This is a genomic window from Allohahella sp. A8 (genome assembly GCF_047946665.1).
In the GTDB taxonomy this organism is placed as follows: domain Bacteria; phylum Pseudomonadota; class Gammaproteobacteria; order Pseudomonadales; family Oleiphilaceae; genus Allohahella.
This window is the reverse complement of record NZ_CP172312.1, coordinates 2,277,643-2,299,151: the sequence shown is the minus strand read 5'-3', so window position 1 is coordinate 2,299,151 and position 21,509 is coordinate 2,277,643. Positions and strand designations below refer to the sequence as shown.

Annotated in this window: 17 protein-coding genes; 9 read left to right on the top strand and 8 right to left on the bottom strand. The window is 57.3% G+C overall.

The window, feature by feature from the left end; genetic code table 11:
* Nucleotides 1-387 precede the first annotated feature (387 nt).
* Nucleotides 388-1,674 carry an esterase/lipase family protein gene (locus ACH3PB_RS10260; RefSeq protein ID WP_416399377.1) on the top strand — a complete coding sequence of 429 codons (1,287 nt, stop codon included), beginning with the start codon at nucleotides 388-390 and terminating at the stop codon, nucleotides 1,672-1,674.
* On the opposite strand, the gene hyi is transcribed toward ACH3PB_RS10260, so the two are convergent.
* Nucleotides 1,663-2,472, bottom strand: coding sequence for a hydroxypyruvate isomerase (gene hyi, locus ACH3PB_RS10255; RefSeq protein ID WP_416399376.1), 810 nt, complete (start codon nucleotides 2,470-2,472; stop codon nucleotides 1,663-1,665). The genes ACH3PB_RS10260 and hyi overlap by 12 nt on opposite strands.
* 62 nt (nucleotides 2,473-2,534) lie before the next feature.
* Between hyi and ACH3PB_RS10250 the strand changes: the two genes are divergently transcribed.
* Nucleotides 2,535-3,338, top strand: coding sequence for a sulfite exporter TauE/SafE family protein (locus tag ACH3PB_RS10250; protein ID WP_416399440.1), 804 nt, complete (start codon nucleotides 2,535-2,537; stop codon nucleotides 3,336-3,338).
* Nucleotides 3,339-3,434: 96 nt separating this feature from the next.
* Nucleotides 3,435-3,854: a GlcG/HbpS family heme-binding protein gene (locus ACH3PB_RS10245; protein WP_416399375.1), complete on the top strand. Its 420-nt coding sequence runs from the start codon at nucleotides 3,435-3,437 to the stop codon at nucleotides 3,852-3,854.
* On the opposite strand, the gene ACH3PB_RS10240 is transcribed toward ACH3PB_RS10245, so the two are convergent.
* Nucleotides 3,844-5,118 (bottom strand): cation diffusion facilitator family transporter, encoded by a 1,275-nt coding sequence (locus ACH3PB_RS10240; protein WP_416399374.1) that lies wholly within the window; start codon nucleotides 5,116-5,118, stop codon nucleotides 3,844-3,846. The two genes, ACH3PB_RS10245 and ACH3PB_RS10240, sit on opposite strands and share 11 nt — an antisense overlap.
* 182 nt (nucleotides 5,119-5,300) lie before the next feature.
* On the opposite strand from ACH3PB_RS10240, the gene ACH3PB_RS10235 reads away from it, so the two are divergent.
* Nucleotides 5,301-6,689, top strand: a complete 1,389-nt coding sequence (locus tag ACH3PB_RS10235) for a mechanosensitive ion channel domain-containing protein (protein WP_416399373.1) — start codon at nucleotides 5,301-5,303, stop codon at nucleotides 6,687-6,689.
* 10 nt (nucleotides 6,690-6,699) lie between these two features.
* Here the strand turns inward: ACH3PB_RS10235 and ACH3PB_RS10230 are convergent, their stop codons facing one another.
* Together ACH3PB_RS10230 and ACH3PB_RS10225 are read right to left on the bottom strand one after the other, a co-directional pair.
* Complete coding sequence (locus ACH3PB_RS10230) at nucleotides 6,700-7,617, bottom strand: PPK2 family polyphosphate kinase (RefSeq protein ID WP_416399372.1); 918 nt, start codon at nucleotides 7,615-7,617, stop codon at nucleotides 6,700-6,702.
* Between the two features lie 12 nt (nucleotides 7,618-7,629).
* Nucleotides 7,630-8,985: an MFS transporter gene (locus tag ACH3PB_RS10225; RefSeq protein WP_416399371.1), complete on the bottom strand. Its 1,356-nt coding sequence runs from the start codon at nucleotides 8,983-8,985 to the stop codon at nucleotides 7,630-7,632.
* A gap of 178 nt (nucleotides 8,986-9,163) precedes the next feature.
* Between ACH3PB_RS10225 and ACH3PB_RS10220 the strand changes: the two genes are divergently transcribed.
* The gene (locus tag ACH3PB_RS10220; RefSeq protein ID WP_416399370.1) at nucleotides 9,164-10,819 is read left to right on the top strand and encodes a BCCT family transporter; all 1,656 of its coding nucleotides are present in this window, start codon (nucleotides 9,164-9,166) and stop codon (nucleotides 10,817-10,819) included.
* A gap of 5 nt (nucleotides 10,820-10,824) precedes the next feature.
* On the opposite strand, the gene ACH3PB_RS10215 is transcribed toward ACH3PB_RS10220, so the two are convergent.
* The 3 genes from ACH3PB_RS10215 to ACH3PB_RS10205 all read right to left on the bottom strand — a co-directional run bounded on the left by ACH3PB_RS10215 (nucleotide 10,825) and on the right by ACH3PB_RS10205 (nucleotide 14,414).
* Nucleotides 10,825-11,199: a hypothetical protein gene (locus tag ACH3PB_RS10215; protein ID WP_416399369.1), complete on the bottom strand. Its 375-nt coding sequence runs from the start codon at nucleotides 11,197-11,199 to the stop codon at nucleotides 10,825-10,827.
* A gap of 78 nt (nucleotides 11,200-11,277) precedes the next feature.
* On the bottom strand, nucleotides 11,278-13,227 hold the full coding sequence (locus ACH3PB_RS10210; RefSeq protein WP_416399368.1) for an ATP-binding cassette domain-containing protein: 1,950 nt from the start codon (nucleotides 13,225-13,227) through the stop codon (nucleotides 11,278-11,280).
* 5 nt (nucleotides 13,228-13,232) lie between these two features.
* On the bottom strand, nucleotides 13,233-14,414 hold the full coding sequence (locus ACH3PB_RS10205; RefSeq protein ID WP_416399367.1) for a pyridoxal phosphate-dependent aminotransferase: 1,182 nt from the start codon (nucleotides 14,412-14,414) through the stop codon (nucleotides 13,233-13,235).
* A 104-nt stretch (nucleotides 14,415-14,518) separates the two neighbouring features.
* Between ACH3PB_RS10205 and uvrB the strand changes: the two genes are divergently transcribed.
* The 3 genes from uvrB (at nucleotide 14,519) to ACH3PB_RS10190 (ending at nucleotide 18,630) form a co-directional block, all read left to right on the top strand.
* Nucleotides 14,519-16,537, top strand: a complete 2,019-nt coding sequence (uvrB, locus tag ACH3PB_RS10200; protein ID WP_416399366.1) for an excinuclease ABC subunit UvrB — start codon at nucleotides 14,519-14,521, stop codon at nucleotides 16,535-16,537.
* A gap of 3 nt (nucleotides 16,538-16,540) precedes the next feature.
* A complete protein-coding gene (locus tag ACH3PB_RS10195) occupies nucleotides 16,541-17,293 on the top strand; it encodes a sulfite exporter TauE/SafE family protein (protein WP_416399365.1) in 753 nt (250 codons plus the stop codon).
* 263 nt (nucleotides 17,294-17,556) lie between these two features.
* Nucleotides 17,557-18,630 (top strand): quinone-dependent dihydroorotate dehydrogenase, encoded by a 1,074-nt coding sequence (locus ACH3PB_RS10190; RefSeq protein WP_416399364.1) that lies wholly within the window; start codon nucleotides 17,557-17,559, stop codon nucleotides 18,628-18,630.
* Nucleotides 18,631-18,719: 89 nt separating this feature from the next.
* Here the strand turns inward: ACH3PB_RS10190 and rmf are convergent, their stop codons facing one another.
* A complete protein-coding gene (gene rmf, locus ACH3PB_RS10185) occupies nucleotides 18,720-18,920 on the bottom strand; it encodes a ribosome modulation factor (RefSeq protein ID WP_416399363.1) in 201 nt (66 codons plus the stop codon).
* Nucleotides 18,921-19,181: 261 nt separating this feature from the next.
* On the opposite strand from rmf, the gene rlmKL reads away from it, so the two are divergent.
* Nucleotides 19,182-21,497, top strand: a complete 2,316-nt coding sequence (rlmKL, locus tag ACH3PB_RS10180; RefSeq protein WP_416399362.1) for a bifunctional 23S rRNA (guanine(2069)-N(7))-methyltransferase RlmK/23S rRNA (guanine(2445)-N(2))-methyltransferase RlmL — start codon at nucleotides 19,182-19,184, stop codon at nucleotides 21,495-21,497.
* Nucleotides 21,498-21,509: the final 12 nt, after the last annotated feature.

The window sequence follows — 21,509 nt, the reverse complement described above, 5'->3', positions numbered from 1 at the left end:
GTCGTGCTGCAAGGCGCGAGTCGAAGCCCTTGGTGGTTCCAAGGGCAAGGCTCGTAACGCGGCAGCGCGGCGCGTCAACTCGCCCTCCGGGTGCGCACCCTGGGCCGCCTGCCCGCGTTGCAACCCTTGGCAATGGTAGGACCATTGCGCTGCAGGCTGCGCCTTGCCATCCAGCCCAGGGACACGCATTTTAAGTATGCGGATTCACCAGACGGGACACTAACAAGCCCTTATGTAGGTTTTGTGACAGGCCTGTCAGATCGCCAGCTAAGCACACCTACACGGGAATGACATTAGACATTGGTCGTATAAGTGTCTGGTAGCGCAAAGCTGCTCATGCGATGCTCTCCTTTACCACTCGCAGGATGACGACAGGTAGAGGCGCAAATGAAGAAATCAAGATCGACAGCGGACCTTCGTGGCCTGGCAAGGCTGGCCACTGAGGCGACCCAGAACGTCACGCGCATTGCCGAGGGCGTGCACCAGTCGGTCTGGTCGACCCTCGGCATGCCCGGCGGCGAAGCACCCGGTACGGCCAGGGGCATCACCGGCCTCGTCTACCGTAGCGTGCTCGATATCACTGGCGCTGTAGGGTGGGGGCTCGATAAGGCGATCGGCAGTCTTGAGAGCACGCTGCAACCATTGCTTGAAGCTATAGACGAAGCTGGGCCGGAGTCAGCGCAGCGAGCTGCCATGGTCGCTGCACTGAACGGTGTGCTCGGCGACCATCTTCAGGCAAGTGGCAACACACTGCAGTTGTTCATGACGCTGCGGGTGGAGGGCGAAACCGTGATTTCGGCAGATGTAGATGGAAATATCGCTGTGCATGATGCATTAGCGGCCCTACCAGCAGTCAGCGGCCATCTCGTGCTCATGTTACACGGTCTGTGTATGAACGATTTGCAGTGGCGCAGCAGCAAGTACCCGCAGGGCCACGCGGATCGTCTGGCCGCCGCAAACGGCTGCACACCCGTACACATCCGCTACAACTCCGGTCGGCACATTTCCCAGAACGGACGTGAGCTCGCGAACTTGCTTCAGGCGCTCGTCGATGCATGGCCAGTGCCGGTAGAGAGCGTGAGCATCATTGGTCACAGCATGGGCGGTTTACTCGCCCGTAGCGCCTTTCATTACGCAGCTGAGGCGAACCTGGAGTGGCTGGCACACTGCAAGGCCTTCGTGAGCCTGGGCACACCGCATCATGGCTCGCCGCTGGAGCGCGCAGGCAATTGGGTCGATGTCATTCTGGGCAGCACGCGACACACTGCGCCCTTTGCAAAACTGGGTCAGCTTCGTAGCGCGGGTATCACAGATCTGCGCTTCGGCAATATCCGCGACGAAGACTGGCAGGACAGAGACCGCTTCGAACGTAGTGGCGACCGCCGTATGGCGATGCCGCTACCGGGAAATATCACCTGCTATACCATCGCCGCTTCGACGGCACCGCAAGCGCACGCGATCAGCGACAGGATGCTCGGTGATGGGCTGGTTCCTGTGGCCAGCGCACTCGGCCAGCACCATGAAGGTGAGCGCCATCTGGAGTTCGAGCCAGACAAGCAATTCATCTGCTACAGCTGCAACCATATGCAATTGCTATATCATCCGAAGGTGACCGAAAAGTTGCTGGCCTGGCTGGCTCCACTGCATGCGGGTGGTGAGGCTTCAGTCGAATAACCAGTCACGCAGGGTCTTCAGGCCGGCCTCCGTCGTGGTGCGCGGCGTGTACTCCAGGCTTACCCATCCCTTGTAGCCTACGGCGGCCAGGTGGCTGAGCAGAAATTGATAATTAATCTCGCCAGTGCCTGGCTCATGGCGTCCAGGATTATCGGCAATCTGGACATGACCGATATGCTTCAGGTTGTGCGCTATCGTATGCGCAAGGTCACCCTCCATCACCTGCATGTGATAAGCGTCGTACTGCAGGAACAGGTTGCCAGAGCCGACGCGCTCACGTATTGCGAGCGCTTGCTCGCTACCGTGCAGAAAGAAGCCGGGAATGTCGCGCGTGTTGATGGCTTCGATGAGCAGTCGAATGTTTTCTCGTTCAAGCGCCTGAGCTGCATACGCAAGATTGTCGATGAAGGTTTCGTGTGCCTCCAGCGAACTCACACCATCAGGCGTGATACCTGAAAGGCAGTTAATCATCCTGTTGCCGAGAATTTTCGCGTAGGCGATGGCCTGGTCGACGCCATCACGAAACTCTTCGCGTCTGTTGGGATGACAGGCTATACCTCGTTCTCCGGCTGTCCAATCACCAGCGGGTAGGTTGAACATCACCAGTTCGAGATCGCGCGCATCGAGTACATCACGAATGGCATGACAGTCGAAGTCGTAGGGAAACTGACACTCCACACCTCTGAAACCTGCGTCGGCAGCGTGGCCGAAGCGATCGATAAAAGGATATTCGGTGAATAGCATTGAGAGGTTCGCGGCTATCCGTGGGTATCTGGTAAAAGCGGCTGGTCTGGTCATGGCGGCCTTCCTGGTGTAGTTTTCAGAGTTATTACCGCCAAGCCTGCGCACCCCCTGTAGCGCTGGCAAGTCTTATTTCTTTCTGGGTCGACGCTGCTATCGAAACGCTATCTTTCGTCCTGTTTGGCGCCGGTATTCTTGCTGGCATATGTAACGCCGTCGCTGGTGGCGGTACTTTTTTCACTTTTCCCGTCTTTCTTGCTGCGGGACTGCCGCCGGTCGTGGCCAATGCGTCCAATGCAGTTGCTGTCTGGCCCGGTCACGCGTTCGCCGCCGTGGGTTATCGCCGGGAGCTGCGTGCCTTCTCAGGGGCCATCAGCCTTACGCTGTGGATTGCCCTCATCGGTGGCAGTTGTGGCGCAGCACTGCTCATCTTCATCCCAAACACCGTATTTCTGAAACTGGTGCCTTTTCTCATTCTGTTTGCGACCGTACTTTTCGCGGCAGGCCCATGGCTGAGTCAGGCGCTCAGCACGGCCGGGCGGGGCTATGGCGATGCACATGCGTCGGCAGGCACACGGCTGGCGGAATTTCTGATCGCAGTCTACGGCGGCTTCTTCGGCGCTGGTATGGGCATCATGCTGATGGCAGGCCTGCACATGCTTGGCGTCCACGATGTGCAGCAGAACAATGCCTTGAAGAACCTGCTTGGTGCCATCATCACCAGCATGGCCGTGCTGATCTTCGCGCTGTCTGGATTGATAGACTGGCACCTGACAGCCATCGCTTTCGCTGGTGCCGTCGTGGGCGGATTGGCTGGTGGCCGCATTGCCCGATGGCTGCCTTCTTCCTGGCTGCGTGGGCTGGTCGTTGCCATAGGTAGCCTGCTCAGCATCTATTACTTTGCCACGCTCTACCTCGAGTGATCCGAGCCCCATTAAGATCAGTTTACTGCTGGACATCCCGCCACTGCCGACGGATGATCGGGTGACTATTGTCTGCCCTTCAGAGGAACGCTCACCATGCTCACGATCAAACGGCTTGACCAGAACGATGCACAGCGGCTCATAGCGGGCGCCCGTGCCAAGGCTATAGAAATCAATGTGCCGATGTGTATTGCAGTAACGGATGAGTCAGGAAATCTGATTGCGTTCGAGCGCATGGATGGTGGCAAGATCACGAGTATTACAGTGGCTCAGGACAAGGCGTTCACCGCTGCTGCAGCACGGAAGGCGACTCACGAATACAATGCGGCCTGTGTGCCGGGCAATCTCGTATTCGGGATCCATACCTCGATGGCTGGTCGCCTGTGCGTGGTTGGCGGAGGCTTGCCTGTCTCGGTCGATGGCGCAGTGGTGGGTGGCATAGGCCTGAGTTCTGGAACGCCTCAGCAGGACATCGACTGCGCGCAGGCAGGTATCGACCATTTCCTCAAAGCTTGAGCGTCGGCTGATCAACTGGTGGCAGATCATGGCGCCACCAGATTCTCAGCTCACTGATGCCGATTGGTTGCAGACGCTCCAGCAAAGTGCTGCGGAGGGTCTCGCCGGCCATGTCATGGCTGCCCCGCAAGCTGATTGCGCTGTCGTCAAAGCTGATCAATAGTTCGGCCTCGACCTGCTGGTTGAGATAGTGCAGCTGCAGGCGTTCGAGCGTCAGTTCCACATCATGGTTTGACAGGCAGGTTCCGATCTCGCGTTCGATCCGGTCACGGTCTGGAAGCTTGTCGGCTGCCGCGAGATATTTCCGGTGGACTGACTGGCGCTGTTTCAATTCCGCATTGTTACCTTCGATATCGACATGACAGGTCACATCAGCGATTTCCGGATGCGCATTGCGCAAGGCGCGGGTGGTCAGAACGCCAATGTGATGCCCCTCGGATGCGCTTACATATGGCGCGACCTTGATATGAACATCCACCAGCGTCTCAGCGCCTACCGCTCGTGCACGAAGGAAATGCAGGCCTTCTACGCCATCTACTGCGGCTGCGGTTTGCGCAAAAGAAAGGCTACTTTCCTCGGGTACGGCGGTCTCCACCAACTGTCTGAGGCCTGAGAGTGAAAGTCGCCAGCCTACGTGTCCGACCAGTATGGCGATAACGATGGCCGCGACGACGTCCAGCCATAGCACACCGGCCATGGCGCCGCCTGCAGCGAGCAACACCGCGATGGAACTGAAGGCATCTGTCCGCGAGTGCCAGGCATTGGCGATGATGAGATCAGAGCGGTATTTCTCACCGACCCTACGGGTGGCTCGATAAATCCACTCCTTGGAAAGAACGGAGAACGCCGCTACCACAAGTACCGGCCACTCCGGCTTCTGTAAAAGCGTATCACTGAACAGGCGGATGATACTGTCCCAGGCCAATGCACCCGCCACACCGATCAGCAGACTACCCATTAGGACCGAGCCAACGGTCTCGAACTTGCCATGACCGTAGGGGTGGTCGTCATCCGGTGCCTTGCCAGCAACATGCGCAAGCACGAGGACCAGCACGTCGGACAGCGCATCAGACAGCGAATGAATGCCATCGGCGATAAGGCCATAAGAGTGACCGAAAATTCCAACGATGATTTTGGCGGCGCCAAGAACGAGGTCCAGGACCATGCCTATGAGGGTGATCCGCTGCAGGGCCTGAGCGCGCTCTTTGGACTTCGAAACAGATTTGGGCGTGCTGATTGCGCTGCTGCCGGTATTTGCGTTCATGTCTTTATCGCTAGAATTGGGTCAGTTTCATTATCAACGTCTTGCCAACTATTGCAATGAGCCCGTTGGCACGGACTCGAATGCTTCAGATCGAAGCCTGCACCGGGTACGTATTCAAGATCTGGGAACGGTTGCCAAAATTTTCTCTTCCGTTCATTCACCAGATCGGACGGGGAGGATACTTGGACCGACTTCAATCACTGCCACGCTTTGCGCTCATACTGGGCTTGTGCTTCCTTGCGCTAGTCGTTTCATCGGTCCAGGCCGAGATCCAGGTGGCCGAAGGCGCCCTCGACGATGACCTGTACAGCAACCCCTCCCAGCACGACTCAAATATCACCAAACGCCTGAAGCGTATCTACAGCCAGTTCCCCAGCCTGGCCGAGGTGGAAGTGAGCGTTGATGCCGGGGTGGTTACACTGTCGGGCAACGTGTTGGCCAAGGATGTTTCAGTAAAGGCTGCCGAAATCGCAGGGCGCCTGCCACAGGTAGTCGCGGTGAATAATACGCTGCAGCAGGAGTCCGCCATTGGTGAGCGGGTCAACCCAGCTCTTGAGAAAGCTGAAAATCTTTTCGATGCGTTTGTGACCTGGCTGCCTCTGGTGCTGGCGGGACTGGTGGTATTGATCATTTTCTGGTGGCTGGCGCGTCTCGTGTCAGGCCTCGACAGCCTGTTTAATCGGATCACGCCTAACGTTTTTGTGGCACGAATTGCCGCCCAGGTCGCGGCATTTCTGACCTTCGTGTTTGGATTGTATGCCGTGCTCGAGCTGTTCGGAGCAACGGCCATACTGGGCACGCTCCTTGGCGCAGCGGGCGTGGTTGGTCTCGCGCTTGGCTTTGCCTTGAAGGACAGCGTGGAGAACTTCATTTCGTCGCTCATGCTCAGTGTGCGCCAACCCTTTTCAGCCAATGATCTGGTCAAGATTGACGAGTACCAGGGCTTTGTCTCCAGGCTGACCACCCGCGCGACCATCCTGCTGACCTTCGACGGCAACCACGTGAGAATTCCTAATTCGCTGGTATTCAAGGCTGTCATCATCAATTATTCGAGGCACGCTCAGCGTCGCTTTGATTTCGTAGTCGGCGTCTCCACCGAGATCGATCTCAATCACGCCGAGGACCTGGCTATCGACACACTCTCGAGTATGGAAGGTGTGTTACAAGACCCCAAGCCGCAGGCGCTCATCGAAGCATTAGGCGATTCGAACGTTGTACTGCACATCTATGCCTGGGTAGACCAGACACAGTACAGCTTCGTCAAGGTGAAGAGCGAAGCCATAAGACTGGTGAAGGTTCGTTTTGATGAAGCGGATATCGGTATGCCTGAGCCTACCTACAATCTTAAATGGTCGGGTGCCAAGGGTATTACGCTCAGTGAGACAGAGGACACAGTCAGCCAGTCTGAGCCACGTCGGGCTGGATCACCTGATCGCAGTGCCTCGGCAAGTGCCAGGCCAAAGGCCGCCTCCGAACTCAGGCCGGAAACGGATATCAAGCAACAGCTCAATGCTGACCAGGCGAGCAACGACGAGAACCTGCTGGACGCCAAGGCGAAGAAGGAGATCTAGTGCCGGCACACTAGTTTTCTGACGCCAGTCTCTCTCTTGCTGACTTGAGGCCGGCTTTTCCTTCCTCACTCAGTTCCGGCCAGCCTAACTCGAGCCGTTCCAGGGCCGCTACGATGGTCTCTGCTACCTTCAGGCGCATATATGGCTTGCTATCGGCAGGAATGGCGTACCACGGCGCCCACGGTTTCGCGGTCCAGCTGAAGATGTCCTCGTACGCTGCGGCATAGGCCGGCCATCGATCGCGTGTGTCCAGATCGCCCACTTCGAACTTCCAGTTTTTCCGTGGCTTGTCGATGCGGGCAAGCAGTCGCTGTTTCTGTTCGTCGCGGCTGACATTGAGAAAGAACTTCAGCACCAGTACACCTTGCCGGGCAAGGTACTGCTCATGAGCTGCAATGGCCTCGAAGCGATCTTCCCAGAACTGCGGGTCCACTTCGACCTGGCCATTCGGCAGCTGTGTAACACCCGGTACCCGCTGGGGAACGAGGAGTTCCGGGTTGACCCGCGTAGTCAGCACCTCTTCGTAATAACTCCGGTTGAAGATGCCTATTTTGCCTTTGGCGGGCAGGGCGGCGTTTGTCCGCCACAAAAAACCATGGTCAAGTTCCCCTGTGCTTGGCCGTCCGAAGCTCGTCTCTGACACGCCAGCGGGATTCACGCCCGTCATCACGTGGCGGATAGTGCTGTCCTTGCCGGCGGCATCCAGCGCCTGGAAGATCAGCAGCACCGAAAAGCGCTTGTCGGCAAACAGTTTCCGCTGCAGCTCACTCAGCGCGTCGACCTTCTCTTGCAGACGTTCCTTCAGTTCGTCCTTCGACAGTGCACTGTCTTCATCGACGGGCGATGTGCTGAGCGCCCGCATCGACACGCGACCATCGAAAGGTAGGCGAAAGCCGTTGTCGATCGAATCTATTAATGTGAAAGCCATGATGCTTCGCTCTTAGAAGTCGGTGCGGCGCCGGGTCGGATGATCAAGGTCATCGTGCGGGTGATGCTGTTCATCATCGGCCGGGTGAAAATCCGGATGTCGGCGTTCGTATTCGGGCATGACTGGCGTCACCTCGGGGAATTCCGCCCGAGGATCGATCTCCGCCATGATCGGCGTATTTGGAATTGTCATTGCATGGCTGAAGTGCTCGCCCAGTGGGACCGCTTCGCGGCGGGTTCTACGATACAGCAGGAAGACCACCGTTGCTGCGCAAACTACGCTGAAAAACGCAAACAGCCCGAGCGGTCCACGTACCTCGATGAAAAGCGGCGCCATCGCTGGGCCAGCCATTGCACCTATGCTATAGGCAATGAGTAGGCCCTGGTTTACGCTCATGACCATGTTCGGCTCGATCTCATCACAGGCATGACTGAGACTGATGGGGTACATCGAAAACATGGTGCCGCCGAGAAGAAAGATGAAGCCAGCTGTTAGCCAGAAGTTTTCCGTAGGCGCCGCCCATACGAAGAATATCGAAATCACCATCGATATGCCGAAGAGCGCGGCCAGTACGATTCGTCGGTCGGTCAGATCCGAGAGGCGACCTATCGGGTATTGTAGCGCCATGCCGCCTACGATCACGATAGCCATCATGTTTGCGGTGTTACCCAGGTCGTAGCCTGAGCTGGCGAAGAACAGCGGGAGAAGACCGTATAACGCGCCCAATAGAAGCCCGGATGCAAAACTCGAAGTAATGCCCGCAGGCGTGATACGCAACAGGCGTCGTAGTGGCAGGTTCTTGCCAATTTCCAGAATCGGCATATTCACACGTGCCAGAGCGAGCGGCACAACCGAAAGCGAAGCTGAGATCGCGCAGATGGCGAATGGGACCAGTGTGTTGAGGTCGACGTTCTTCAGAACCATCTGACCCAGGGCCATCGATCCGTAGAAAAGGATCATGTAGGCGGCCATCACCTGCCCACGTTTGACCGAAGGCGTGGTGACCAGTATCCAGGACTCGATGACGACCAGCAGCCCGCCGGAGGCAAACCCGCCGAGAAATCGCATAAATACCCAGAACTCCGGTATTACGACAAGCCCGAGCAACAGGGTGATTGCGGCCAGTATCGAGGCATAGGCGGCGAACGCACGAATGTGGCCCACGCTGACGATGAGACGGGCATTGACGAAGGTGCCGACAATGAGGCCTGCGAAGTAGGCCGAGCTCACGAAGCCTATCCAGGTACTGGAGACGCCTTCAGCTGAAAGCCTGACGGTGACGAGGGTGGAGAGCACCCCGTGCCCGAGAGAATATATCGCTAGGCTGATGAGCGGAAAGATAATGCCTGGTAACTTCGGAACCTTCATATCAGCTTGTCTTCCTGACTTTTCGAATCTGGATGACTGCATTACGTGCAGATGAGGCAAGGAAGTTTAGGCAAGCGGGAATTATATTGCTACCGTGCGTAAGCTCGATGTCACCGTTATGCTAGGTCATCGTTTTTTGGTGCGCAACGTTAACAGGACAAAGGAGTGATGGGCCAGCGTGGACAAGGGGAGTAGAACTCAGGCAGATCTGGTAGACAGCGATGCCATTCAGCACGACGATGACACGGGCTTGGAGGAGGCAGCTACACCACCACTGGTGGGCGACTATCCTAACGCCCAGGAGCAGCTCGCCATCATGGGGCTCGAGCTGCACGCGCCGGTATTCTTTCTCAGTTCAGTCATCATTCTCATATTCGTCATGGCGGCGATCGTGGCGCCAGCGCAGGCAGACCTGCTGTTCTCCCATACCATGACCTGGACCATCGAGCATTTTGACTGGCTCTTCAGTTTTACGGCCGATGTCGTCATCGTGTTCTGCCTGCTTTTGATCGTGCTACCCCTCGGCAGGATCCGGCTCGGTGGGGAAGGCGCTCGTGCTGAATACTCAGTGCTGTCCTGGTTTGCGATGCTATTCGCCTGCGCCATGGGTATTGGGCTCATGTACTGGAGCGTAGCGGAGCCCATGTCGCACTACCTCGGATTTGATGGCACACCGCTTGGCATAGCCCCGGCCACCCCTGAAGCCGCCAGGCTCGCCATGGGCTCTACGCTCTATCATTGGGGCTTTCATCCCTGGGCCATGTACGGCCTTGTGGCCCTGGCTTTGGGTTTCTTCGCATTCAATCGTGGACTGCCGCTCACGCTTCGGTCGGCCTTCTACCCCTTGTTGGGCAAGCGGATCTGGGGATGGCCGGGCGACATCATCGATAGTACGGCCGTGATCGCCACCGTCTTCGGTCTTGCGACCTCTCTGGGCTTCGGCGCCCGACAGATCAGTGCTGGCTTGAATTTTCTCTTCGGTACGCCAGATACCATACCGGTACAGTTGGGCATTATTGTTGGCATAACAGTGCTGGTGATTATGTCGATGATCCTCGGTATCAAACGCGGTATCAGACGGGTCAGTCAGCTGAATCTTTTGATTGTCGTCGTGTTGGCAGGCTTCGTGTTCGCGGTAGGCCCTTCGCTGGCAATTCTCCTCATGGGTGCCGATAGCCTTGTGGCCTACATTCAGAATAGCGGTGCGCTGAGCCTCTGGTTCAATCGCAGTGATGAAGGCTGGTATCATCAATGGACGGTGTTCTATTGGGCATGGTGGATTTCCTGGGCGCCTTTCGTCGGGCTGTTCATCGCTCGAATTTCGCGTGGTCGAACCATACGCCAGTGCCTCGTCGCCATCCTGGTCATCCCGAGTATCCTGACATTCATGTGGCTGACTATTTTCGGAGGCAGCGCTCTGCTACAGCTGCAAACTGCCGGTGGTGAGTTGCTTGCGCTGGGGAATCAACCGTCTCTGGCCCTGTTTACTCTGCTGAAGACGCTACCATGGTCAGACGTGACGGTAGTGCTGGGCATACTCGCCGTCGTCGTGTTCTTCGTGAGCTCATCCGATTCTGCAAGCCTGGTAGCGGACTCGCTGGCGTCCGGCGGTTCGTTTGACTCATCGACGTCACAGCGGGTGTTTTGGGCCACGCTGGAGGGACTCATCGCATCGATGCTGCTTGTCGGCGGAGGAACACTGGCGCTGGATGCCTTGCGGGCCGGGGCGATCACGACAGCATTGCCGTTTACGCTCGTGCTGTTGCTGCTATGCGGCAGCCTGGCTGTAGGCTTGCTCGGGGAGTGGCGCCTGCTCAGACAGAACAGGCGCTGAATGGTCTACTGTATACCGGTGTCTTCTTCGACATTGTCATCAGCGTCCTCGATCCTGGACTCTGTGTCGTTGGCCATGTCGCGCATGGCATCACCGGCTTCAGACGCCATTTCGCCGGTCTTGTCCAGGGCAGTGCGACCAAGCTCTTTCGCTCGGGCACCAGCTTCGCCAAGGCCTTCACCTGCGCGCTCAAGGAATTCACCGGTTTCATCTGCGGCCTCGCCTGCCGCGCGCTTGCCACTCTCGACCATGTCTTCGGTGGCACGCGAGAGGTCTTCTCCAGCGCGGTCCATATCTTCGGCGGCTTCCTGGTCGCAACCCGTCAGGGCGATCCCCATGGCTAGCAAACTGCCTGTGAGTACCGTTCTCATGTAGTGCATATCGTGTCTCCTTTCAGCTTATATGATGAATCACTACGTCATCGAGCATGTCTGGCTCACACGGACGCAGCCCACACGCTACATCGACTCGAGTTCGAGCCAGCGTTCCATGGCCGAAGCGAGCTCGCCTTCCAGGCGTGCCAGCTTGTCCGTATCCTTGTTGATTTCACTCTGCTCACGGGCAAAAAAGCCAGGCTCTGCCATCGCCAGCTGCATGGTCGTGATGGCCGATTCAAGCGTCTCGATCTGAGTCGGCAGTTGCTGAAGTTCGCGCTCCAGTTTATAGCTGAGCTTCTTCTTTGGCTCGGGCTTTGGCGCAGCAGGCGCTGCAACACTCGCGGCGACCGAGGGGGTGGTGTCAGCCTGATTGCTATCGGCCGCCGCCGTATCGTCAGCCAGGCTCTCGAGGCCGCTATTTGCGGTGGTGAAGCCATGGCCCTGACGTACCCAGTCGGTGTAGCCGCCGACATACTCCTTGAAGCGGCCCTGCCCCTCGTAGGCGAGGGTGCTCGTGACCACCTGATCAAGAAACTCCCGATCGTGGCTGACCAGTAGCAGCGTGCCCTTGTATTCGGTCAGCAGCTCTTCAAGCATTTCCAAGGTCTCGACATCGAGGTCGTTGGTTGGTTCGTCCATCACCAGCAGGTTTGCTGGCTGGGTGAACAGCTTGGCGAGCAGCACCCGGTTGCGCTCACCACCAGAGAGTGCCGATAGTGGTGTCCGTGCCCGCGCAGGCGGGAACAGGAAGTCGCCGAGGTAGCCGATAATATGCTTGCGCTTGCCATTGATTTCGATGAAATCCTGACCACCGCTGACGTTGTCGATAACGGTTTTCTTTGGGTCGAGCTGATTACGCAGCTGATCGAAATAGGCGATCTGCAGCTTTGTGCCGTGCTTGACCTTACCTGAATCTGGCTCGAGGCCGCCGAGCAGAAGTTTCAGAAGGGTCGATTTGCCACAACCATTACTGCCGACAATGCCGATGCGGTCGCCACGCTGTATCTGCAAGGTAAGTTTATTTACTACGGGGGTGTCGCTACTGTTGCCGTCATAGCTGTAGGTCACGCCTTCGGCTTCGATAACCAGCTTGCCGCTCTTGTCCGCATTTTCGAGCTCGATATTGGCCTTGCCCTGCTGCTCCCTGCGCTGCGATCTTTCCACACGCAAGGCTTTCAGCGCACGCACACGACCTTCGTTTCTGGTGCGACGGGCCTTGATGCCCTGACGAATCCACACCTCTTCCTCAGCCAGGCGCTTGTCGAACAGCGCCTGCTCGGTGGCTTCATCCTGTAGACGCTTTTCCCGCTGATTCAGATACTCCGGATAACTTGCACTGACCGAATAGATATTGCCTCTATCGAGTTCCAGCACCCGATTGACGATATTCGCCAGAAAGCGTCGGTCGTGTGTCACGACAATAACCGCACCACGGAAGTTACGGATGAAGCCTTCAAGCCATTCGATGGCTGGAATGTCCAGATGGTTGGTCGGTTCGTCGAGCAGCAGCAGATCAGGGTCGGATACCAGCGCGCGCCCCAGTAGGGCACGTCGACGCCAGCCGCCGGAAAGTGACTTCAGCGTCACCTCTGGCTTGAGCCCAAGCTGTGTGATGATCGCCTCGACCTTGGTTTCAAGCTGCCAGGCATTCAGGGCTTCCATTCGTGACTGCACGACAGAAAGCGCTTCCAGTCCCTTTTCATCGAGCTCGCTGTGCGAAAGCTCATGGAACTGGGTGATGAGTTCACCGGCTTCCGCCAGACCACCGGCAACCAGTTCGAACACTGTCGTGTCTGTACGCTCAGGCAGGTCCTGGTCGAGTACGCCGACATTTATGGCATCCAGACCGCGGATCTCGCCGCTATCCGGCTCCGCCTGTTTCGACAGCAGGCGTAGCAGGGTCGATTTTCCCTCGCCGTTGCGCCCCACGAGCGCGACCTTTTCACCCCGCTCGATAACGACCGAAACATTGTCGAGCAAGGGCTTCATGCCATAGGCGAGAGAAATCTGATCAAGATGCAGTAATGGCATGGCGACTACCTACCCAGCTCTTGCAGACGCTGCATGGCTTTTTCAAGATTGCTCATGCTGGTCGCGAAGGAAATTCGCAGATGCCCGGGCGTACCAAACGCTGAGCCTGGCACGAGCGCAACCCCGTTCTTGACCAGAAGAAGTTCGGCGAGCTCGACATCGTTGGCCATGCCGAGCCGCTCCATCACACCCTGGAAGCCGGGAAAGCTGTAGAACGTACCATCAGATTCTGGGCAGTTGACGCCAGGAATCGTATTGAGCGCGCCCACGATATAATCATGCCGCTCCTTGAATGCCTTCAGCATTGGCTTGATGCAGTCCTGATCGCCAGTCAGTGCAGCCACTGCCGCTGCCTGTGAAATCGATGCTGGATTCGATGTACTCTGTGACTGCACCTTCTTCATGGCGTTGATCAGCTTGAGAGGCCCACCGGCGTAACCGATTCGCCACCCGGTCATGGAGTAAGCCTTGGATACTCCGTTCAGGACGACTGTCCGGTCAGTGAGTTCAGGCGCGACATCCAGCAGGTTGCAGAAGCCTTCGTCGTTCCAGAGCAGGTGTTCATACATGTCGTCGGTGGCAATCAGTACCTGTTCGTGCTTCTTGAGCACTTCAGCCAGCGCCGTGAGTTCCTTGCGGGTATAGGCGACACCACTGGGATTGGAGGGGCTGTTGATAACGAATAGCCGGGTCTTCGGCGTAATGGCCTGTTCCAGTTGTTCGGGCGTGATTTTGAAGCGCGCTTCGACCGTGGTCTCGATGATGACTGGCTTTCCGCCGGAGATCAGTACCATGTCCGGGTAGGATACCCAGTAGGGTGCCGGGATAATGACCTCGTCACCGGGGTTGAGCAGCGCGAGCGACAGGTTGAAGAAACTCTGTTTGCCCCCACATGACACGAGTATCTGGTTGGATTCGTATTTCAGGTTATTGTCGCGCCGGAATTTTTCGATGATCGCGTGCTTCAGCTCAGGCGTGCCATCGACAGCGGTATATTTTGTGCGCCCGTCTCTGATCGCCTTGATGGCCGCTTCCTTGATATGCTCTGGCGTATCAAAGTCCGGTTCTCCGGCGCCAAGTGCGATGACATCATTACCCGCTGCCTTGAGCTCGGCGGCGCGATTGGTCACGGCGAGAGTAGGCGATGGTTTGATGCTGTTGACACGATCCGACAACTGAATTTCCACGCAGGCGATCCTTTCTTGATTGTTGAGAGTGGGAGAAAACGCTGGGCGAAATTGTAACATCAGGCTGTTTGCATCGATAGCGCCTGACACGGATTGAAGGACGTATGAAATCATTTGAACTGAAGAGTACCTATGCGCCGGCGGGCGATCAGCCTCAGGCGATCGCGAAGCTCGTAGAGGGGCTGAACGATGGTCTGAGCCATCAGACCCTTTTGGGGGTGACCGGTAGCGGCAAGACCTACACCATGGCCAATGTCATCTCACAGGTGAACCGGCCAACCATGGTACTGGCGCACAACAAGACACTGGCCGCGCAGCTCTATGGCGAGTTCAAGGAATTTTTCCCGAATAACGCCGTCGAATATTTTGTGTCTTACTACGACTACTACCAGCCAGAAGCCTATGTGCCGTCTTCGGACACCTTTATCGAGAAGGATTCGTCGGTCAACGAGCATATCGAGCAAATGCGGCTGTCGGCTACCAAGGCCTTGATGGAGCGCCGCGATGTCATCATCGTGGCCACGGTCTCCTGCATTTATGGTCTCGGCGATCCGAAGTCCTACATGAAGATGATGCTGCACCTGGACCGCGGGGATACTATTGATCAGCGCACCATAGTCAGGCGGCTGGCAGAGCTGCAGTACAAGCGTAACGATGTCGAACTGCATCGGGCCAATTATCGGGTGAGGGGGGACGTGATTGACGTGTTTCCGGCTGAATCCGAGAGCGAGGCCCTGCGAATCGAGCTCTTCGATGATGAGGTCGAGTCGCTTTCATGGTTCGATCCGCTCACCGGGGAAGTCATTCGCAAGGTGCCGCGAGCCACTATTTACCCCAAGACGCACTATGTCACGCCCCGTCAGATCATCCTCGACGCCATCAGTGGCATCAAGAGCGAGCTGACCGAGCGCCTGAAGAACCTGCGTGACAATCATCGCCTCCTTGAAGCCCAGCGACTCGAGGAGCGCTGCCGCTACGATCTCGAGATGATGCAGGAGCTTGGCTACTGTAACGGCATCGAGAACTACAGCCGCTACCTGTCCGGTCGTGCCACAGGCGAGCCGCCACCGACCCTCTACGACTACCTGCCGCCAGATGCGCTGCTCATCATCGACGAGTCACACGCGACCGTCCCTCAGATTGGCGCCATGTACCGTGGTGACCGTTCGCGCAAGGAGACGCTGGTCGAATACGGTTTCAGGCTACCTTCGGCGCTCGATAACCGGCCACTTCGTTTTGACGAGTGGGAGCGCACGGCGCCGCAGACCATTTTCGTGTCCGCCACGCCGAGCAAATATGAAGCTGAGCATCAGGGGCAGATCGTGGAACAGGTGGTGCGGCCGACCGGCCTCATTGATCCTGTGATCGAGATCCTGCCAGCCAAGACACAGGTTGATGATCTGATGGGTCAGATCCGAACCACGGTCGAGCGCCAGGAGCGCGTCCTGGTAACGGTGCTGACCAAGCGGATGGCGGAGGATCTTACGGATTACCTGATGGAGCATGGCGTGCGGGTCCGCTACCTGCATTCGGATATCGATACTGTTGAACGGGTCGAAATCATTCGTGATCTCAGGCTTGGCGTGTTCGACGTGCTCGTCGGCATCAACCTGCTCAGGGAGGGCCTGGACATGCCTGAGGTCTCTCTCGTCGCCATACTCGATGCCGACAAGGAAGGCTTCCTGCGCAGTGATCGCTCGCTGATACAGACCATCGGCCGAGCTGCGCGAAACCTGCGTGGGCGGGCCATCCTGTATGCGGACAAGATAACTGACAGCATGCAGCGGGCGCTGGACGAAACCGAGCGCCGCCGCAACAAGCAGATCGAGCATAACCTCGAACACGGCATTACCCCGACCGCCCTGGACAAGAATGTGCAGGACATCATGGAAGGCGCCTATAACCCGGGCAAGAAGAAAGGTCCTGCGCAGCGCAAGGTGGCCGAACCGACTGCGGACTACACTGGCCCTGATGTTCTGCCAGACGATCCGAAGCAGGCCATGAAGGCGCTCAAGGCGCTCGAAGATGCCATGTACGAAGCGGCCAGGAACCTCGAATTCGAGAAGGCCGCCCAACTTCGCGACCGCTTGCAGAAGATCAAGACCAACAGTCTGATGGCCTGAGCGGTGTTCGACTCGCTGTTACCAGAGATGATTTCGGTCATCGATCTTATCCTGCTGTCTGTGGCGAGCTTCACCGGTTCGGTCTTGACGGCTGCGTTGGGGGTCGGTGGTGGCTCGTTGTTGATCATCATCATGGCGGGTCTGGTACCGCCGCTGGCGCTCATTCCGCTACACGGTCTCGTGCAGATGGGCTCCAACGCGAGCAGGGCGGTCTTGACCCGGGAGCATCTGGACACTTCGCAGGCGCTGTTTTTCGCAGGCGGTGCGCTGGTGGCCTCGGTGATGGCGGTCGCACTGCTGGTACGTATGGATCAGCAATGGATTCCCGTCATCATTTCGCTCTTCATACTCTATCTCTGCTGGGGCAAGGTGCCTCAGCTGGGCTTACGGAGTCCGCTGGGTCTGATGACAGGCGGCCTGCTCACTACCCTGGCCACCATGCTCGTAGGCGCCACAGGACCACTGGTTTCAGCCTGGATTGGCCGCTCGGGTCTGGATAAATGGCGCTATACCGCACTCTTTTCTACCTGTATGACTACACAGCATGGTCTGAAAATTCTGGTGTTCGGGCTGGCCGGTTTCAGCTTTCTGCCATGGCTTACTGTGCTGGTCTGCATGGTGTTGGCCGCCTGGGTAGGAACGAAGGTCGGACTGCGTGTTCTTCAACATGTCAATGAAGATCGCTTCAAATTTTGGTTTAAATTGGTGCTGACAGGGCTTGCATTCCGAACTTTATACACGTCCTTTTTTTCATAAGTAGTGCTGGCAATCGACCTGGACAAATTTCGCACGATCTGCGTCAAAGCCGCGCCGCAGTAGGCTCCGGGAGGTTGCTATTGCGATACACACACAGTTATCCACAGAATTCGTGGATAAGTGACAGTCCTGAAACAATAGCTTTCCACAGGGCCGAGACGTCTGTTCTTTCGTCTTCGCTGCGGCCTCGTTATACTCCCGCCTCGACACGAGCCGGGCGGCTGGTGCGGAGTTGAAAACGTAGCAAAGAGGGAGGGCAACGGATGTTGAGCGCTCTGGCAAGAATGTATCCGTGGATGAAAAATTTCCTGTTTCGACTGGATGCGGAGCAATCTCATGACAAGGCATTGGCAGGCCTTCGTTTCATGCAACGCACCGGGCTTCTGAAGCGTCTTGCTCGTGGTTCGGTTGCAGGACAGGCCGGCGTCGTCACTGTCATGGGCCTCGAGTTTCCGAATCGCGTTGGGCTTGCGGCTGGACTGGACAAGGACGGTGAGTGCATCGACGCCTTCGGCTCACTCGGTTTCGGCTTTATCGAAGTAGGTACAGTGACGCCGAAGCCGCAGGTCGGGAGCGAAAAGCCCCGCATGTTCCGTCTCGAGGATCGACAGGCCATCATCAACCGGATGGGCTTCAATAACCGGGGTGTGGAAAAGCTGGTGTCGCGTCTCGAGGTGCGTAAGTGGCCGGGGATCGTTGGCGTCAATATCGGCAAGAACAAGGATACGCCCGCGGAATCTGCCCATGTCGACTACCTTGACTGTTTCAGAGCGGTTCATCATGTGGCGGATTACGTCACTATCAATCTCTCTTCACCGAACACGCCCGGTCTGAGAGCGCTCCAGTTTGGCGCGGCCCTCGATCAGCTGCTGGAAACAATGAAGGCTGAGCAGGCGCGTCTGGAGAAGCAATCCGGCCGTTATGTGCCGCTCGCTTTGAAAATTGCACCCGACCTGACGCAGGAAGAAGTCCAAAGTGTGGCCGAACAGGCGCATCGAGCCGGCATTGATGCATTGATTGCAACTAATACCACGCTGTCTCGCCAGGGGGTGGAAACGGCGCAGCACGCCCGTGAGATCGGTGGCCTCAGTGGCGCACCATTGACCGCGCGTGCGGACGAGTTGCTGCATTGGCTGGTGACGGCGTTGAAATCGGTGAACTCGGAAATGCCTGTGATCGCATCGGGTGGCATCATGACGCCATCAGACGCAGAGGCCAAACTAAAGGCTGGCGCCGCATTGGTGCAGGTGTATACCGGATTTATTTATGCTGGACCTGCACTTGTAGAAGCTATCGCAGATCTGAATTTGGGGCAGCCCGTGAATCGGGCTGCCTGACGAGGCGACGATGAGTGAGTGGATAAGTCAGCCTGGTCAGACTCTGGCCAGGGAAGGTCGCTGCTCGTCAACACATACTGGCTGCCTGATCAGCCGTTCAGGGTAGGTTGCTTGTGAAGGCCGGAAACTCCGGTGAATCCATCCCAGTTATCTGCGCGGCCATCACGCCAGCCGCTCATCCATGTATCGTGATTGGTGTCTGGACAAAGATCTTTTGAACGACCCGATACGCCGACCTGGTAGCCTTTCGAATACGCTCGTTCAGACATGTCACGCTTCTGTCTCTTCATTATTTCCATTCCTCACGATCTGGTAAATTGGAAACACAATGCTGACAGAACTCGAGTTCCCGGTGCCCTTTATGGCTGCCCCCGGTGAGGACCGGAGCGCTAGAATCGGGCCCTGTCAGGCATGGCGGACGACCGTTGCCGTTGTGGCGGTATCAAGATTAATCTGTGCTTGCCACTGCGTTATGCATGGGCGACAGTCTCCACACCATCAAAGTAGCGTTAACAGACGCTGCATGTGAACGAATAGTTTGGTCTATAAAAATGACTTTTAATTCTAATCCCTTGTTTAGTGACAGCTTGCAGACCACCCAGATTCAGCTGGTGTACCCTCGAGGCTTCGATCATCTTGTGGCGTCAGAGATTGCGGGCTGCGGCCTGCAGACAGATCAGCTGCTTCGTACCAGGGCGGTTACCCAGGCCACCCTGGGGCAGATCTACTGGCTGCTCATGTACAGCCGTCTGGTAAGCAGAGTGTTAATAAACCTCGCTGTGGATAACAAAACGACACAGGTGAGTGCGCTGTCCGAGGCTGCTTCCAGCATCGACTGGGTCCGCCTGCTCAAGCCGGGGAGTCCATTCTGGATCGATGCGAAGGGCCAGGATGGGGATATTCGAAGTGCCGGTTTTGGTGCGCAGCTGGTCAAGGATGGCATCGTCGATGCGTTTCGCGCCGCCGGGAAAGAGGCGCCCTATCTTGACCGTGACAATGCCCGCCAGGTCATAGCTCTAGGGTTCGGTCGTGGCTTCACTATCGCACTTGACTGCAGTCGTCGCAGCCTGCACCAGCGAGGTTACCGCAATGCCCAGGGCGCCGCGCCCGTGAAGGAGCATTTGGCCGCTGCCGTTCTGATGCGCGCTGGCTGGCCAGAGATGGTGAGCGCAGATCCTGCCGCCTCCATGCTCGATCCATTTTGTGGTTCTGGTACCATTCTGATCGAGGCCGCCCATATGGCTACGCAACAGGCGCCTGGGCTGCTGCGGGAAACAGGGCTGTTCCAGCATGCCAGCTGGCATGAGCCAGAGCTCTGGCAGAACGTGGTGGTTGAAGCCACGGCTCAGGCAGCGGCTGCGCGACAGCGCTGGACCGGCCGTTGCCTCGGTCGCGATGTCGATCCGAAGGCCCTGACCCATGCCAGCATCAACGTCAGGAGCGCCGACGTCGTCGAGTTCGTCGAGCTGGAGCGACGTTCGGCAACCGAGGCGATGAGTGCGCCAGAGGCTTCGACCTATTCGCTCATTGCGACCAACCCCCCCTATGGCGAACGACTGGGCAATACACTTGAAATCCAGCAGCTCTACGCCGACTGGGCACTGGTGCTGAAACAGCTCAAGCACAACTGTCGACTGGCGGTGCTGTCAGGCTTGCCAGATGTTCCGCAGGTCATGCACCTCAAGGCCAAGAAGCAGTATCAGCTGTACAATGGTGACCTGGAAGTCGTGCTCAGTGTGTTCGAGCTGTATGGTGGCCCGAAAACCGCTGCCAGGCTCTCCGAGGCCCCGGCGCCAGGCGACACGTTCGCTCGCACAAGCGAACAGCCACTCTCTGGCTTGCCATCGCAGTCCAGTGAGCCTGCGGTCTGGAGCGAGCACCAGCACACCCTGGCCAACCGTTTGAAAAAGAATCTCAAGCAGCTCCGCAAATGGGCAGGGCGCCACGATGTGAGTTGTTACCGGCTCTATGATGCTGATATTCCGGAGTTCGCCTTTGCACTGGACTGGTACGAGGGCGAGGTGTCCCTTCAGGAATATGCCGCCCCGAAGTCAGTGGATCCCGTAAAGGCCAGGCAGCGTCTCATTGCAGCGAGGGCGGTGATTTCATCGGTACTCGAGCTCAGTGAACAGCAGGTCGTGATCAAGCAGCGTAGCCGCCAGCGAGGCAATAGCCAGTATGAGAAGGCTGGCAGGTCTGGCCCATCACCCCTGTCTCGACAGCCAGGGCAGGCGCCACTGCCGTCTCCCTTCCGGGTGGTCCACGAAGCTGGCATGAAGGTGTATGTGAATCTTCACGACTATCTCGATACCGGCCTCTTTCTCGATCACAGGCCAGCACGCAGCTGGCTGCGCGAGCAGGCCAACGGTAAGCGCGTGCTCAATCTCTTCAGCTATACCTCGGTGGCATCACTGCAGGCGGCCGCTGGCGGTGCAGCAGAGACACTGAGTATCGATATGTCGCAGACCTACCTCAATTGGGCCATCCATAATTTCGGCCTGAACGGTCTCAACAGCGGGCAGCACAGGTTTTTACAGGCAGATGTCATGGAGTGGCTGTCTTCGAAGGAAACGCAGCGGGAGCGCTTCGATCTTATCTTCCTGGATCCACCGAGCTTCTCCAATTCGAAGCGGATGACGGGCGTTCTGGATATCCAGCGCGATCACGCTGATATGATCCGTGCAGCCATGCAGCGGCTGGCGGAGCAGGGAACCTTATTGTTCTCCTGCAACCTGAGATCTTTCAAGCTCGATGATGATATCCGGAAAGTCTTCGAGGTGACCGACTTCACTAAACAGTCTATTCCGGAAGACTTTGCCCGCAACCACCGGATTCACAGCTGCTGGCTCATTAACCACAAGGCGTAGAGTTAGACGGCG